At 63.9% G+C, this 14059-nt stretch carries 11 protein-coding genes and 2 tRNA genes; 8 read left to right on the plus strand and 5 right to left on the minus strand.

The annotated features are described in order from the left end of the window. Window positions 1-31 precede the first annotated feature (31 nt). Window positions 32-2005 carry a peptidylprolyl isomerase gene (locus Ga0102493_RS07450; protein WP_236922326.1) on the minus strand — a complete coding sequence of 658 codons (1974 nt, stop codon included), beginning with the start codon at window positions 2003-2005 and terminating at the stop codon, window positions 32-34. Between the two features lie 173 nt (window positions 2006-2178). On the opposite strand from Ga0102493_RS07450, the gene tpiA reads away from it, so the two are divergent. From tpiA to Ga0102493_RS07465, 3 genes are all read left to right on the plus strand, one after another. Further along, window positions 2179-2964 (plus strand): triose-phosphate isomerase, encoded by a 786-nt coding sequence (tpiA, locus tag Ga0102493_RS07455; RefSeq protein ID WP_034901607.1) that lies wholly within the window; start codon window positions 2179-2181, stop codon window positions 2962-2964. Window positions 2965-3089: 125 nt separating this feature from the next. After that, window positions 3090-3494, plus strand: coding sequence for a preprotein translocase subunit SecG (secG, locus tag Ga0102493_RS07460; RefSeq protein ID WP_034901604.1), 405 nt, complete (start codon window positions 3090-3092; stop codon window positions 3492-3494). A 150-nt stretch (window positions 3495-3644) separates the two neighbouring features. Further along, on the plus strand, window positions 3645-5282 hold the full coding sequence (locus Ga0102493_RS07465) for a CTP synthase (protein ID WP_034901601.1): 1638 nt from the start codon (window positions 3645-3647) through the stop codon (window positions 5280-5282). A gap of 510 nt (window positions 5283-5792) precedes the next feature. Here the strand turns inward: Ga0102493_RS07465 and Ga0102493_RS07470 are convergent. Further along, the gene (locus Ga0102493_RS07470) at window positions 5793-6284 is read right to left on the minus strand and encodes an Hsp20 family protein (protein ID WP_034901599.1); all 492 of its coding nucleotides are present in this window, start codon (window positions 6282-6284) and stop codon (window positions 5793-5795) included. A 208-nt stretch (window positions 6285-6492) separates the two neighbouring features. Between Ga0102493_RS07470 and grxC the strand changes: the two genes are divergently transcribed. The 4 genes from grxC to Ga0102493_RS07490 all read left to right on the plus strand — a co-directional run bounded on the left by grxC (window position 6493) and on the right by Ga0102493_RS07490 (window position 8221). Then, complete coding sequence (gene grxC, locus Ga0102493_RS07475; protein ID WP_034901935.1) at window positions 6493-6768, plus strand: glutaredoxin 3; 276 nt, start codon at window positions 6493-6495, stop codon at window positions 6766-6768. Continuing rightward, a complete protein-coding gene (locus Ga0102493_RS07480; RefSeq protein WP_034901595.1) occupies window positions 6765-7595 on the plus strand; it encodes a carbon-nitrogen hydrolase family protein in 831 nt (276 codons plus the stop codon). The genes grxC and Ga0102493_RS07480 overlap by 4 nt, the downstream gene beginning before the upstream one ends. After that, window positions 7592-8074, plus strand: coding sequence for a DUF1178 family protein (locus tag Ga0102493_RS07485; protein WP_034901592.1), 483 nt, complete (start codon window positions 7592-7594; stop codon window positions 8072-8074). Before Ga0102493_RS07480 ends, Ga0102493_RS07485 begins: the two co-directional genes overlap by 4 nt. 70 nt (window positions 8075-8144) lie before the next feature. Continuing rightward, window positions 8145-8221, plus strand: a tRNA-Arg gene (locus Ga0102493_RS07490). Window positions 8222-8371: 150 nt separating this feature from the next. Here the strand turns inward: Ga0102493_RS07490 and Ga0102493_RS07495 are convergent. Both Ga0102493_RS07495 and Ga0102493_RS07500 read right to left on the minus strand, forming a co-directional pair. Continuing rightward, a tRNA-Asn gene (locus Ga0102493_RS07495) sits at window positions 8372-8446 on the minus strand. 133 nt (window positions 8447-8579) lie between these two features. Beyond that, entirely contained in the window at window positions 8580-9383 is an 804-nt protein-coding gene (locus Ga0102493_RS07500; RefSeq protein WP_034901589.1) for an NAD kinase, read from the minus strand. A 282-nt stretch (window positions 9384-9665) separates the two neighbouring features. Here Ga0102493_RS07500 and Ga0102493_RS07505 point away from each other — a divergent pair, with 282 nt between their 5' ends. Further along, entirely contained in the window at window positions 9666-10451 is a 786-nt protein-coding gene (locus Ga0102493_RS07505; protein ID WP_051697660.1) for an EAL domain-containing protein, read from the plus strand. 48 nt (window positions 10452-10499) lie between these two features. On the opposite strand, the gene mfd is transcribed toward Ga0102493_RS07505, so the two are convergent. Then, window positions 10500-13994 carry a transcription-repair coupling factor gene (mfd, locus tag Ga0102493_RS07510; protein WP_034901587.1) on the minus strand — a complete coding sequence of 1165 codons (3495 nt, stop codon included), beginning with the start codon at window positions 13992-13994 and terminating at the stop codon, window positions 10500-10502. Window positions 13995-14059 lie beyond the last annotated feature (65 nt).

The raw sequence follows: 14059 nt of genomic DNA on the forward strand, positions 1-14059 counted from the left end.
GTCCCAGTCACGCGCGACCCCTCGACTTCGTTCAGCTTTCGCCCGCAAGACGCCTGCGGACGGCTTCAATCGCATCTTCGTTGCGCTCGACCCCGACTTCATCGCGGATCGCCCGGGTCAATTGGCGACGGTATTCTTCGGCCAGCGTGGGCGCGAATTGCTGGCGGGTCTGGGCAATGACGGGATCGTCTGAGGCAATGTCGCCGGTTTCCACTTCTTCGAGATCGACGAGGTACCAGCCGATGTCCTGCGGCGCTTCGAGCAGCTTGGTGGAACCCTGCGCCATCGAAAACAGCAGCACCAGTGGCGGTGCGATTCCGCGCCCGCGCTGGGCCAGCAGTTCGCGCCGCGAAAGCTCGACGGGCTGGACCTGGAAGCGCGGCTCCTCCTCAGCTCGCAGCGCATCGGCGAAATCGGTTCCCTCGCGGGTCTTCTCGAGCACGCGGCGAGCCACCTCGCGGGCCTTGGCGTTGCCCTCGGCGCGGCGCCAGGCGGCCGTGACCTGATCGCGGATCTCGGCAAGGGGCGGGGCGGCCGAGGGGATAACCTCGCTCACGTCGTAGATGATGAAGCGGTCGGCCGAGCCGAGCGCGGCGAGCTGCGGTTCGCTTTCCTCCATCTCGAAAGCGGTCTCGAGTACGGGACCGACCTCGCGCGGGACATCCGCGCCGGGCTCGCCGAACACAGTGCCGTTAGCAAGCAGAGGCGCGGTGGTGGTCACTTCGAGTTCGAAAGCTTCGGCCACCTCCGCAAGCGAAGTGCCGTCATAGAGCTCGTCCTCGATCCTGGCAGACAGGTCGACGAGCGCGGCCGCACGTTTCTCCTGCAGGATCTGCTGCGTTATCTCCTCGCTTGCCTCGGAGAGGGTGCGGGCGGGGATCTGCTCGACCTCGTCGATCCGCGCGACATACCAGCCCAGCATGCCGCGCGCAGGCTCGACCATTCCGCCTTTTTCGGCCGCGAAGGCCGCTTCCGCGAAAGCGAAGTTGGTCGCGTTCGCCATCGCTTCGCGGTCGCGCAGATCGCTCGATGAGACCTGGAATCCCGCCTGCTGGGCCGCCGCCTCGAGCGAGAGCCCGCCACGAATGCGCTCGACAAGCGATCGGGCCGCTTCCTCGGTCGGCACCACGAATGAGGTGATGGCCCGGCGTTCGCGCGCACTGAAGGCCTCGCGGTTGCTTTCATAACGAGCCGCTATCTCTTCCTCGGTAGGCTCGAGGTCGGCGAGGACCGTATCCGCTCCGAAGGTCGCGAAGCGGATGACCCGCCGTTCGGGACGCCGGAACTGGCTGCGATTGTCCTCGTAGTATGCTGCAAGCTCGCCCGCCTCCGGTTCGCCTTCGGGCGCGTAGAGGGCGCTTGGAATGAGCGCGATCGCGCCCCGGCGGCGTTCGAGCACGAGCGAGGCATATTGGCGCGCCGCGCGTTCCGACAGCTGGGGGGCGGCAAGGGCAGGCCTGAACAGCATCTGCTGGAGCAGGCCGTCCTTGAGATCCCCGCGCAGCATCTCGTCGCTCAAGCCCTGAGCGCGCAGCGCCTGCTGGTAGACCTGCTCATCGAATTCGCCGGCGACGTTGCGGAATGCGGGAATCTGCAGGATATCGCTGTTGACGAGGTTGCGACCCGCCCTGAGGCCAAGGTCCTCGGCGTAATTGCCGACTGCATACTGGTCGAACAGCTGGCGCAGCACCTCGTCGAGCAGGCCCTGTTCGACGAATTCCGGCATTCCGATCGTCGGGTCCTGCTGACGGACCTGCGCGAGCGCGGATTGTGCCGTGCTTTCCAGTTCGCTTGCCGGGACACGTTCGTCGCCAACGACCGCGATCCGGTCGCCGCCCGCGACCCCGCCGAAGGTCGAACCGGTGATATCGGCCGCTGCGAAGGCGAGCGCGACGATGACGAGAAAGCCGATGAAGATCGGCAGGCCCAATTTGGACTGGAAGAAACGGCGGATCGAGGAAATCATGTGTCTGGCGGTCCCGCTGGAAGCGGCGCGCCGGCTCATCGGCGGAGCGCCTGTTCGGTTTGGGCCTTTATCCGGCATGCGACCTCGCGGCAACAGGTGAGCGCCGGTTTTGACTAAGGGTCCATTGTCGGCTAGCGGGCTTCGCCCCGCGCGCCTAAACCGCCTGGGAAGACTTCAATCATAATTCGATCTCAAATTCGCAGGATGAACGCATGCCCCAGCGGCCCTACATCGTTGGAAACTGGAAGATGCACGGTACGCGCGCAATGCTTTCCGAAGCGCGCGCAATCGACCGTGCCGCTCAGCGCCACATGAAAGTCGAGGTGGCGCTGGCGCCTCCCTACACGCTGATCCATCCGGTCCACCGCGAGGCCGAACAGATCGGCGTCGGCGCGCAGGATTGCCATCACGAGGACGGCGGCGCCCATACGGGCGACATTTCCGCCGCGATGGTCGCCGATGCTGGGGCAAAGTTCGTGATCCTGGGCCATTCTGAGCGTCGCCAGAATCACGCCGAAAGCGATGAAATCGTGCGCGCCAAGGCCGAGGCCGCGCTTTCCGCGGGCCTGCGCATCATCCTTTGCTGCGGCGAAAGCGAAGAAACGCGCGCGGCCGGCGATGCGGTTGCCTTCGTAAAGGAGCAGCTCAAGGCTTCGCTGCCAGCCGACCACGCCGTGCTTACGAACGGATCCGCGAACGCATCGGAACGCGTCACCATCGCCTATGAGCCGATCTGGGCGATCGGGACCGGCAACACCGCGACCGTCGAGGATATTGCCGAAATGCATGGCGAAATCCGGGCTCTTCTGATCGAGCTGTTCGGCGAGGAGGAAGGACCGGAGATACGCATTCTTTACGGCGGTTCGGTGAAGCCGGAAAACGCTTCGCAAATCCTGTCCACTGCCGAAGTCGGCGGAGCGCTGGTTGGCGGCGCGAGCCTTACGGCGGACAGCTTGATGGGCATCGCGCTTGCAGCTGCCGAGGCCGACGAAGCCTGAGTCGCCGTGCCTGCCGGTTGCATCCGCGCTTGCCGGAGCGTTCCCCGATCCCTAAATGCGCTGGCGAGATCCGGCGCAGGGCGCACGCCGCAACGCCTATCTGACATTCGAATTGAGAACCCAACATGTCGCTTTTTCTATTCCTTACCGTCGTCCAGGCCATCGTTGCTGCCGCGCTAGTCGGCGTCGTGCTCATGCAGCGCAGCGAGGGCGGCGGTCTGGGCATCGGCGGAAGCCCTGGCGGCGCGCTGGGTGCCCGCGGTGCAGCCGATTTCCTGACCCGGGCGACCAAGTGGCTGGCGGTCGCCTTTGTCGCGCTTTCGATCACGCTTGCAGCGGTTGCCGTGGAAACGCAGAGCGTGAGCGACGTGAGCTCGACCCTCGAACGCGGTGGTCCCGCGAGCCGCGCGGACGACTTGCTGGGAGAGCGCGAGAATGCGCCGGCCGCAGCGGACGAGGCACCACTTGCGGCGCCCGATGCGGAAAGCGGCGCTGCGCCGCTCGAGGATGACGCGCCGCTCGCCGAATAGTCATTTCGCCGGATAAGCTGGGCGGGCGGCTGTTCCAGCTGCAGCATGCGAGCGGCTTTTCGCTGCTTACCTTCAACCTGTGGATGGTCCTGCACGCCTCGGCCAATTCGCTTGCCCCGAATCACACCTGACGACTAAGGCCACAATCCCATGGCGCGGTTCATTTTCATCACCGGCGGCGTGGTCTCATCGCTTGGCAAGGGTCTCATGGCGGCAAGTCTCGCCTCGCTCCTGCAGGCGCGCGGCTACAAGGTTCGCATCCGCAAGTTCGACCCCTACCTGAACGTCGATCCGGGCACGATGAGCCCGTATCAGCACGGCGAGGTTTACGTCACAGACGACGGGGCCGAGACCGATCTCGATCTCGGTCATTATGAACGCTTCACAGGGGTCTCAGCGCGCCAGAGCGACAACATCACGAGCGGGCGCGTGTACCGCGACATCATCGCGCGTGAACGGCGCGGCGATTATCTGGGTGCCACCGTGCAGGTGATCCCGCACGTGACCGATGCGATCAAGCAGTTCGCGCTGGCCGATCAGGACGGGCACGACTTCATCCTGTGCGAGATCGGCGGGACGGTGGGCGACATCGAATCGCTGCCCTTCATGGAAGCGATCAGGCAGCTGCGAAACGAACTCGAACCGCTCCAGACCCTTTCGGTCCACGTCACGCTCGTCCCCTACATAGCGGCGGCGGGCGAGTTGAAGACCAAGCCGACCCAGCATTCGGTGCGGGAACTCGCTTCGCTGGGGATAAAACCCGATGTGCTGCTATGCCGGGCCGAGCATCCGATTCCCGATGCAGAGCGCCAGAAAATTGCCAATTTCTGCAACGTGCGGCGCGAGGCGGTGATTCCGGCGCTCGATGCGCCTTCGATCTATTCGGTCCCGCTGCAATATCACGCCGAGGGCCTCGATGCGGAGGTTCTGCGCGGTTTCGGCATCACCGATGCACCGCCGCCCGATCTTTCCGCGTGGAACGACGTCACCGACCGCTATTTCAATCCCGAAGGGGAGGTGACGATCGGCGTGGTCGGCAAATATGTCGGTCTGCCCGATGCCTATAAGAGCCTCAACGAGGCGCTGGTGCACGGCGGGCTCGCCAACCGGGTCAAGGTCAATATCAAGTGGATCGACGCCGAGATTTTCGAAGGCGAGGATGAAGGCGAGATCGTGAGCCAGCTGGAACCGATGCACGGCATTCTCGTGCCCGGCGGTTTCGGCGAGCGCGGCAGCGAGGGCAAGATCGCGTCCGTCCGGTTCGCGCGTGAACGCAAGGTGCCTTTTTTCGGCATCTGTCTCGGTATGCAGATGGCCTGCATCGAAAGCGCGCGCGCGGCGGGTTTCGCAGAGGCGTCCTCGACCGAATTCGGCGAGACCAGGGAACCGGTTGTCGGCATCATTACTGAATGGATGAGCGAGGAGGGCCTCCAGCAACGCGAGGAAGGCGGCGATCTCGGCGGCACGATGCGCCTCGGCGCCTATGAGGCGAAGCTGTCCGCGAACAGCCACACTGCGTCCATGTATGGCGGCGCGACCAGCATTTCGGAACGCCACAGGCATCGCTACGAGGTCAACAGCGCCTATATCGAACCGCTGGAAAAGCAGGGCCTGGTCTTTGCGGGAATGTCGCCCGACGGGCTTCTGCCGGAAATCGTCGAGCGGCCCGATCATCCGTGGTTCGTGGGCGTACAGTTCCACCCTGAGTTGAAATCGAAGCCCTTCGATCCCCACCCGCTGTTCGCCGGCTTCATCGCTGCTGCGCTCGAACAGTCTCGGCTCGTGTGATCGTCAGCCACCTCGGCTAACCGCGCAGGCCATCCTGCGAAGGCTCATTTCTCCATTCGCACTGTAGCGGGCGATGCTGTTGCCTCCTCCGCAACCGACACGATGCAAATTGTGCCGTAGTGGGGCATGGCAGCCTCATGATCTGTCGTGTTTGTACAAGCGCGCGAAAATAAACTTGCAAACCTCCCGATTTCGGGATTACTCCGCGCCCGGACCTACAGGTTTTCATAAGGGGCGGGCTCTTGAAAAGGTTCGTCTTCAACGGGGGGTGAGACTGGTCGTCTTGCCTTACAGGTTAGCATCGGGGGGTATTGCGTCATGACGGACCCCGTTGCGACAGGCTCGTGCCGGGCTTGTCCGTCTTCTGCGACCCGGACGGACAATGCCTGGCCGAGGCGGCTTACGGTCGCGGGGGCGGATCGACTACGATCCGCCCCCAATTCATTTGTCCGGGTTTAAACCGGCCCCGCGCTAGAATGGTCGCGCGGGGGCCGTTGGGTTCGAAGCCGATCAGGCAGCATCGGCGTCCTTGCCGTCGACTTCGCGTTCGCGAGCGTCGGGTACGGCCGCAAGGGTCGCCGCGCCATTAACGGCGATCTTCTTGGGCTTCATCGCATCGGGCACTTCGCGCACGAGATCGATGGTCAGCAGACCGTCGGCAAGGTCGGCGCTGCGCACGCGGACATAGTCGGCCAGTTCGAAACGACGCTCGAATCCGCGATTGGCGATGCCGACATGGATCAGCTCGGATCCGTTATCTTCGTCCTCGCGCTTCTTTCCCTGTACGATGAGCAGGTTTTGCTGCGCGGTAATGTCGAGATCCTGCGGACGGAAGCCGGCCACGGCGAGCGTGATGCGGTATTCGTCCTCACCGCGCCGGGCGATGTTGAAGGGAGGATAATTGTCGCCCGAGCTCTGGCGGGCCTGCTGTTCCAGAAGGTCGAACAGGCGATCGAAACCCACGGTGCTTCGACGATAGGGAGTGAAATCAAGACGTGACATATCTGCAAATCCTCTTGGTTGAGCAATTTGATGTGGCGGGCCTGCATCGTGCAGCACCCGATCGTTCTTGCTGCGACCGGTTTCCCGAGACTGGCGAAAGGCCGCAACATGGCTTAGTTAGGGGAGGCGACATTGCTTTCAAGAGGGCTTGCAGGGCGCGCAATCGACGCGCGTCGCATACCCTCCCGACACCAGTGAAAAGGCCAGCATGACCACTCCCAAGATCGACATCTACACGAAGTTCGCTTGCCCGTTCTGCGTCCGTGCCAAGCAATTGCTCGACGCCAAGGGCGCAGCCTACAACGAATACGACATCACGATGGGTGGGCCGAAGCGCGAGGAAATGATGGAGCGCGCTCCGCTCGCAAGGACGGTCCCGCAAATCTTCATCGGCCCCGTGCATGTCGGCGGCTTCGATGACCTTTCCGCGCTCGAGCGTACAGGCAGGCTTGACCCGCTGCTTTCGGGAGAGGCGGGCGCGTGACGCGCATCGCGCTGTTTCAGATGCGTTCGGGCGTTGACCCCGAGGCCAATTTCGCGGCGATTGCAGATGCCGCCAGTAAGGCTGCGGGAGAGGGCGCACGCGTCCTCTTCACGCCGGAGATGGCGCTCCTTCTCGACCGCGACAGACGCCGCGCTGCGCAAACGATCGGAGCCGCTGGCTATGCCGATTTTCCGGCCCGCCTTGCCGATCTCGCAAGGAAGGCGGGGATCGATATCGCACTTGGTTCGATGCCGCTCGCGCATTCCTCGGGCAAGTGGCTCAATCGCGCATTGTATCTCAGTGCAAGCGGGGCAGCGCCCATCTCCTACGACAAGCTGCACCTTTTTGACGTCGAACTTTCTACCGGCGAAAGCTGGCGTGAAAGCAATGCCTACGAGCCCGGCGAACGCCTTGCCTGTGCCGAGGAGACGCCGGTCGGGCGGCTCGGTCTCACTATCTGCTACGACATTCGCTTTCCTGCCCTGTTCGAGGAATTGGGCCGGATGCGCTGCGATTGCATCGCCATTCCCGCTGCTTTCACGGTGCCGACGGGCAAGGCGCACTGGCATGTGCTTCAGCGCGCCCGGGCGATCGAGGCGAGCGCCTTCGTCATCGCTGCAGCCCAGGTCGGAGAACATGAGGACGGACGCACGACCTTTGGCCACAGCCTTGTGATCGACCCATGGGGCGACGTGCTGCTGGACATGGGCAGCAAAGGTCCCGGCATCGGTTATTGCGACATCGACCTGTCGCGCGTCGCGGAGGTGCGGTCACAGGTCCCATCTCTTGCCAACCGCCGCGAGATCCCCAAATTGCAGCCATCATGATCGTATTCGACCTACGCTGTCAGGCGGGCCACCGGTTCGAAGGGTGGTTCGGTTCCTCCACCGATTTCGATAATCAGCGCGAGCGTGGCCTCGTCGTTTGTCCCGAATGCGGCTCAGGCGAGATCGGCAAGGCACCCATGGCGCCCTCGGTCCCGGCGAAGGGCAGCAGCCTCACTCTGGAGCGTGCGGACGTGGCCGGATCGCCGGGCAATTCGCAGCCGGTCGCGAACCGCGAAGTGCCGGCCGAAATGCAAAAGGCGCTACGGGCTCTGGCCGAGGCGCAGCAAAGGGCTCTGGCGAAAAGCACCTGGGTGGGCGACCGCTTCGCCGAACAGTCGCGCGCAATGCATTACGGCGAGCGGGACGAAGCCCCAATCCACGGCCGGGCAAGCCTCGAGGAAGCGAAGTCGCTTATCGAGGAAGGCGTGCCGGTTGCCCCGCTTCCCTTACCGGTGGCGCCGCCCGAAGAGCTCAACTGACCTTGCCCGCCCGCTGGCAGCCGGAGGGGATTGCCGGGCGAGCGGGTAATGCTAAAGGGACGCTCGCGGTGTCCCCGTAGCTCAGTCGGATAGAGCGTCGGATTCCTAATCCGAAGGCCACAGGTTCGAATCCTGTCGGGGACACCAGCCCTGCCGCTTTCTGCGCGAGAGGCGGCGCTGGACACATCGAGGCGCTTCCCGCCGATGTTCCGCCAGCACGAACCTATACCGATTTGATCGAAAGTCTGTCAGTCCCGTCGAGGTCGTTCGCCGGAGCGATGCGGGCGGCAGAATTAATGGCTCCCCGAGTTGGATTCGAACCAACGACCAAGTGATTAACAGTCACCTACTCTACCGCTGAGCTATCGGGGAGCAGCCCCGGTCTGTCTGCCGGAGCGAGCCGCGCGTATATGGGCGCGCGTTTCCATTTGCAAGAGGGTTTAGGAGAGAATTCCCACCTCTGCGCAGCGATCCGCGCATCCCGCCTTGGGCCGAACGCTGCGCATCATGCGGTGACGAATTGTTCGGAGACGATCCGCTCCTCGAGCGACTGGCCGGGATCGAACAGCAATTCGAGTTCGGTGTCCCGCGCGATCTCCAGCGTGACTTCGGCGATGTCGCGTAATTCCTTCTGGTCGGCCACTGCGGCGACCGGTCGCTTCACGGGTTCGAGCACCTTGAGGATGATTTTCATGCGATCTGGCAGGATCGCACCGCGCCAGCGTCGCGGCCGGAATGGACTGATCGGGGTCAGCGCGAGCACCTCGCTATCGAGCGGAAGGATCGGCCCATTGGCCGAGAGGTTGTAGGCGGTCGAACCCGCCGGCGTCGCCACCAGCACGCCATCGCAGACCAGTTCCCGGATCCTTACGCGGCTTCCCACCGTCACCTCGATCTTTGCGGTCTGGCGCGTTTCGCGCAGGATCGAAAGCTCGTTGATCGCGCACAGCGAATGACGCTCGCCGCTCTGCGTCACGGCCTCGATCCGCAAAGGCGCGATCGCCTTGTGTTTGGCCCTGTTCAATCGGCCGAGCACGTCCATGCGCGGCGTATAGCGATTCATCAGGAAGCCGACCGTACCGAGATTCATCCCGAAGGCGGGGATGACGCGGCCCGAATCAAGCATGTCGTGGAGCGTCTGAAGCATGAACCCGTCGCCGCCGAGCACGACCGCGCTGTCCGCCTCTTCCAGTGGCGCCCAGTCATGCTGACCGAAGAGGTTTTCATACGCGATCTGCGCACGCTCGGTATCCGATGAAAGCAGGCATGGTCGCCTGAACTGGTGCGGCTCTTCGCCTGTCGTCGCCATTCACTCCCCCGTCCGCTCAGGCTCAAAACCCTCCGCAACGTTCCCGCAATTACAGATTCGTCACGATGTTTCAATTCAGGCCGCCATTTCGAATAGCCTGCCCATCCGGTCTGTTCCATGCTTAAGAACAGCCTATGCGGCGCATTGCTTCGACCCCGCCAATGCGGGGGGTAGCCGCGAGGGAGTGCGAAACTGTTGGATAGGGCACATTCGCTGCGGGGAACCAGGCCCGAAGGGTCCGAGCCGCAAGGGCGGGGCGCAAGGGCGCAGGGCAGCTCGGTCATGCCGGGCGTGCGCCCCGGAGCGCTCGAAGCCGATCTCCTTTCTGCGCTCGACCGGCGCGAGATCGAGGTTCTGTTCCAGCCCCAGTTCGCCAGCTCCACTGGCGCGGTCGCCGGGGCAGAGGTGCTCGCCCGCTGGCGGCACCCGACGCTGGGCGAGATCGGCGCGCGCGACCTCTTTGCCATCGCTGAGCGCGCTGCGCTCGTCGCGCCGCTGTCGCGTCATGTCGTCGCTCGCGCGCTCGAAGACGCGGCAATCTGGCCGGCGGAACTGACCCTGTCGCTCAACATCACACCGGAAGAATTGGGCGATCCCCGCTTTGCGGCGGATTTCGCTGCGCTGATCGGGCGCAGCGAGATCGCGCCTGGCCGGCTTATGCTCGAGATTACCGAAGACCTTCTGCTTCGCAATCTGAAGCAGGCGGGTGAAGCCCTCGCCGCGCTTCGCAAGCTGGGATTTCGCACTGCGCTCGATGATTTCGGGGCGGGATTCTGCAATTTCCGGTATCTGCGCGAATTGCCGCTGGACGCTCTCAAACTCGACAAGACCATGCTCGAGGGGGTGCCGCGCGACGCAATCGCGCTCGCTGTGCTGCGCGCGATCGTTCAGCTCGGCAAGGCGCTGGAACTCGACGTTTATGCCGAGGGTGTCGAAAGCGAGATCCAGCGCGCGGCCGTAGTGAGCGAGGGGTGCGATTACTGGCAGGGTTTCCTGCGCGCGCAACCGATGAAAAGCGATGCGGTGCTCGAACTTGCCCGCACCGCGCGCGGGCGAGGGCATGGATAAGGCGCCGGGCAATCCGGTCAGGCAAAGCGGCTCCTGCCAGGCCTCTGTCTAGGCCGCCTCGCGCGCTTTTACCTTGGCCGCCTTCTTGACGATCCCGCTCAGCCCCTTCGTCAGCTGGAACAGGCCATTGAGACGGCTTTGCGGGTCGCCCCACGCGCGGTTGATGACGAGCTTCATGTCGGGCCGCAGCTTGGCCGTCCCCTGGAGCCGATCGACATAGGCGACGAGGCCAGCCGGATCGGGGAAATCGTCCTTGTGGAAGGTGACGAGCGTGCCGCGCGCGCCGACATCGATCTTGGCAATATTGGCGGCGATCGCCTGGTGCTTGATTTCGATCAGGCGCACGAGATTCTGGGTCGGGGAAGGAAGCTCGCCGAAACGGTCGATCATTTCCGCGGCGAGACTTTCGATCTCGGCCTTGCCCTCGGCCTGGTTCAATCGGCGATAGAGCGCCATGCGGACGGCAAGATCGGGGACGTAATCCTCCGGGATCATGATCGGTGCATCGACCGTGATCTGCGGCGAGACGGCATCGCGGGGCTTCTCCAGCCCCATCTCGCCAGCCTTCGCCGCGAGGATCGCATCCTCCAGCATCGACTGGTAGAGTTCGAAACCGACTTCGCGGATATGGCCCGACTGCTCGTCGCCAAGCAGGTTGCCAGCCCCGCGAATGTCGAGGTCATGGCTGGCGAGCTGGAAACCTGCGCCGAGGCTGTCGAGGTCACTGAGCACCTTGAGACGCTTTTCCGCGACTTCGGACAACGCCACGACCTTCTCGTAGGTGAGATAGGCATAGGCCCGCAGCTTTGCCCGGCCCACACGCCCGCGCAGCTGATAGAGCTGAGCGAGGCCGAAGCGATCGGCACGGTGAATGATGATCGTATTGGCCGAAGGCAGGTCCAGGCCGGATTCGACGATCGTGGTCGAAAGCAACACCTCGTATTTGCCCTCGTAGAACGCGCTCATGCGTTCCTCGATCTCGCCCGCACCCATCTGGCCATGGGCAGAGACGATCTTCACCTCGGGCACGTTCTCGTGAAGCCACTCCTCGAGCGGGGCCATGTCCGAGATACGGGGAACGACGATGAAACTCTGGCCACCGCGATGGTGTTCGCGCAGCAAGGCCTCGCGCATCACCATGTGGTCCCATTCCATCACGTAAGTGCGCACTGCGAGGCGGTCGACCGGCGGGGTCTGGATAGTCGAAAGCTCGCGCAGACCCGTCATCGCCATCTGCAGCGTGCGCGGGATCGGCGTTGCGGTCAGCGTGAGCATGTGCACATCCGCCCGCAATTGCTTGAGTTTTTCCTTGTGGCTCACGCCAAAGCGCTGTTCCTCGTCGACGATGACGAGGCCGAGGTTCTTGAAGTCCGTCGATTTCGAAAGGATCGCATGGGTCCCGACCACTATGTCGACATCGCCGTTGGCAAGCCCTTCGCGGGTCTCGGCGATTTCCTTGGCCGGGACAAGTCGCGACAGGCGCCCGACCTTGAGCGGGAAACCTTCGAACCGGCTCGCGAAGTTCTGATAATGCTGGCGCGCCAGCAGGGTCGTGGGGGCGACCACCGCGACCTGCTGCCCGCTCATTGCCGCGACGAAGGCAGCGCGCAGGGCGACCTCGGTCTTGCCGAAGCCCACATCGCCGCACACTAGGCGGTCCATCGGCTTGCCGCTTTCGAGGTCGCGCAGCACGTCCTCGATCGCGCGCTCCTGGTCGTCGGTTTCCTCCCATGGGAAGCGGTCGACGAACTGGTTGAAACTTGCCTCGTCCGCCTCGAAAATCGGTGCCTTCTTGAGCGCGCGTTCGGCGGCGACCTTCATCAGTTCGCCCGCGATCGCGGTGATGCGTTCCTTGAGCCGCGCGCGCCGCTTCTGCCATGCCTCGCCGCCGAGCCGGTCCAGAGGGACGGCCTCCTCCGAAGAGCCATAGCGCGAAAGAACGTCGATGTTCTCGACCGGAATGAAGAGCTTGTCGCCGCCGTGATATTCCAGAGCGACACAATCGTGCTGACTCTTGCCCACCGCGATCGGTTCGAGGCCGAGATACTTACCGATTCCGTGCTCCACATGAACTACGAGATCGCCCCGCGAAAGCGCCTGAAGTTCGGCGAGGAACGCATCGGAATCGCGCCGTTTCTTCTTGCGCCGAACCAACCGGTCGCCGAGCACGTCCTGCTCGGTGAGAATTTCGAGGTCGTCGTTGGCGAAGCCCGCTTCCAGGGGCAGGACCATGACCGTTGCATCGCCCTTCGCGGCAAGGCCGAGCGCTTCCTGCCAGCTTTCCGCCATGCGGGTGGGCGTGCCCGCTTCCTCGAGTATCGAGCCGATGCGCCGCGCGCTGCCGGTCGAATATGCGGCGAGGAGAGGGCGCCTGCCGGACCTGGCCACGGCCTTGAGATGTTGGGCTGCGGCCTCGTAGACATTGTCGCCGCGCGCGCGCTCGGGAGCGAAATCGCGGGCGGCCCTGAAGCCGAAATCCACCGAAGCCTCGCCTTCGGGCGCAGCGAAGATAGTCGCTCGGTGAGCCGGTCCCGCTGCCAGCGCCTTGGTGAATTCATCCTCGCCGAGATAGAGCGCTTCCGGTGCGAGCGGCCGATAGCTGCCCGATCTGTCCGATCCGGTCCGCATGCGCTGATCGTGGTAGTCGCCGATATCGGCAAGCCGTTCCTCGCTCGCGCCGATGGCTTGCTGGTCGATGACCATGACGTCGCTGGCATCGAGATGGTCGAACAGGGTCGAAAGCCGCTCTTCGAACAGCGGCAGCCAGTGCTCCATCCCCGCGAGCCGGCGCCCCTCGCTGACCGCCTCGTAGAGCGGGTCCTGCGTTGCCGAAGCCCCGAACAGCTCGCGATAGCGCGAGCGGAAGCGCTTGATGCTCGCATCGTCGATCAGAGCTTCGGAAGCGGGCAGCAGAAGATGGGATTTCAGAGTCCCTGTCGAACGCTGCGTGTTCGGATCGAACAGGCGCAGGGATTCGAGTTCGTCACCGAAGAAGTCGAGCCTCAATCCCTGATCGAGCGAGGAGGGAAAGATATCGACGATCGACCCGCGCACAGCGAATTCGCCGTGATCGACGACGGTGTCCGTGCGTGAATATCCCGCCCGCGTCAGAAGGGAGGCGAGGCTGTCGTGCCCGATCGTCGTGCCGGGTGCGAATTCGCGCACGCTTTCGCGGATCCGGAACGGGGTGAGGACGCGCTGGAGCGCGGCGTTGACGGTAGTGACCAGCAATTGCGAACCGCCTTGCGGGTTCTGCAGGCTGTGGAGCGCCGACAATCGCGCCGCGCTGATCGACAGGGCCGGGCTTGCGCGGTCATAGGGCAGGCAGTCCCAGGCGGGAAACTCGATCACCTCCACTTCGGGCGCGAAGAAGCGCGCCGCATCCGCTATCGCGCGCATCGCGGCATCGTCAGGAGCGATGAAGACCGCTCGCCTTTTCGCCGCGCGGGCGAGATCGCTCATGACAAGCGACAGGCTCCCGCGGGGCAGCGAGCTCAGCGTCAGCGGCGCGTCCGCTGCGAGGATACGGGAGAGATCGGGCATGTTCGTCTAGGTCAAAGGCGCGAAGGCCTGCGGGTGTTCCCGCACGCGAAAGGAGAAGCGCGGCC

Source organism: Erythrobacter litoralis, assembly GCF_001719165.1.
In the GTDB taxonomy this organism is placed as follows: domain Bacteria; phylum Pseudomonadota; class Alphaproteobacteria; order Sphingomonadales; family Sphingomonadaceae; genus Erythrobacter; species Erythrobacter litoralis.

Bases quoted from the DNA above. Each gene is read 5' to 3' on its own strand.
- Ga0102493_RS07485 (WP_034901592.1), top strand. From the start codon at position 7,592: ATGATCGTATTCGACCTACGCTGTCAGGCGGGCCACCGGTTCGAAGGG.
- Ga0102493_RS07505 (WP_051697660.1), top strand. From the start codon at position 9,666: ATGCCGGGCGTGCGCCCCGGAGCGCTCGAAGCCGATCTCCTTTCTGCG.
- Ga0102493_RS07450 (WP_236922326.1), bottom strand. From the start codon at position 2,005: ATGAGCCGGCGCGCCGCTTCCAGCGGGACCGCCAGACACATGATTTCC.
- Ga0102493_RS07470 (WP_034901599.1), bottom strand. From the start codon at position 6,284: ATGTCACGTCTTGATTTCACTCCCTATCGTCGAAGCACCGTGGGTTTC.
- secG (WP_034901604.1), top strand. From the start codon at position 3,090: ATGTCGCTTTTTCTATTCCTTACCGTCGTCCAGGCCATCGTTGCTGCC.
- Ga0102493_RS07465 (WP_034901601.1), top strand. From the start codon at position 3,645: ATGGCGCGGTTCATTTTCATCACCGGCGGCGTGGTCTCATCGCTTGGC.
- Ga0102493_RS07500 (WP_034901589.1), bottom strand. From the start codon at position 9,383: ATGGCGACGACAGGCGAAGAGCCGCACCAGTTCAGGCGACCATGCCTG.
- tpiA (WP_034901607.1), top strand. From the start codon at position 2,179: ATGCCCCAGCGGCCCTACATCGTTGGAAACTGGAAGATGCACGGTACG.
- mfd (WP_034901587.1), bottom strand. From the start codon at position 13,994: ATGCCCGATCTCTCCCGTATCCTCGCAGCGGACGCGCCGCTGACGCTG.
- grxC (WP_034901935.1), top strand. From the start codon at position 6,493: ATGACCACTCCCAAGATCGACATCTACACGAAGTTCGCTTGCCCGTTC.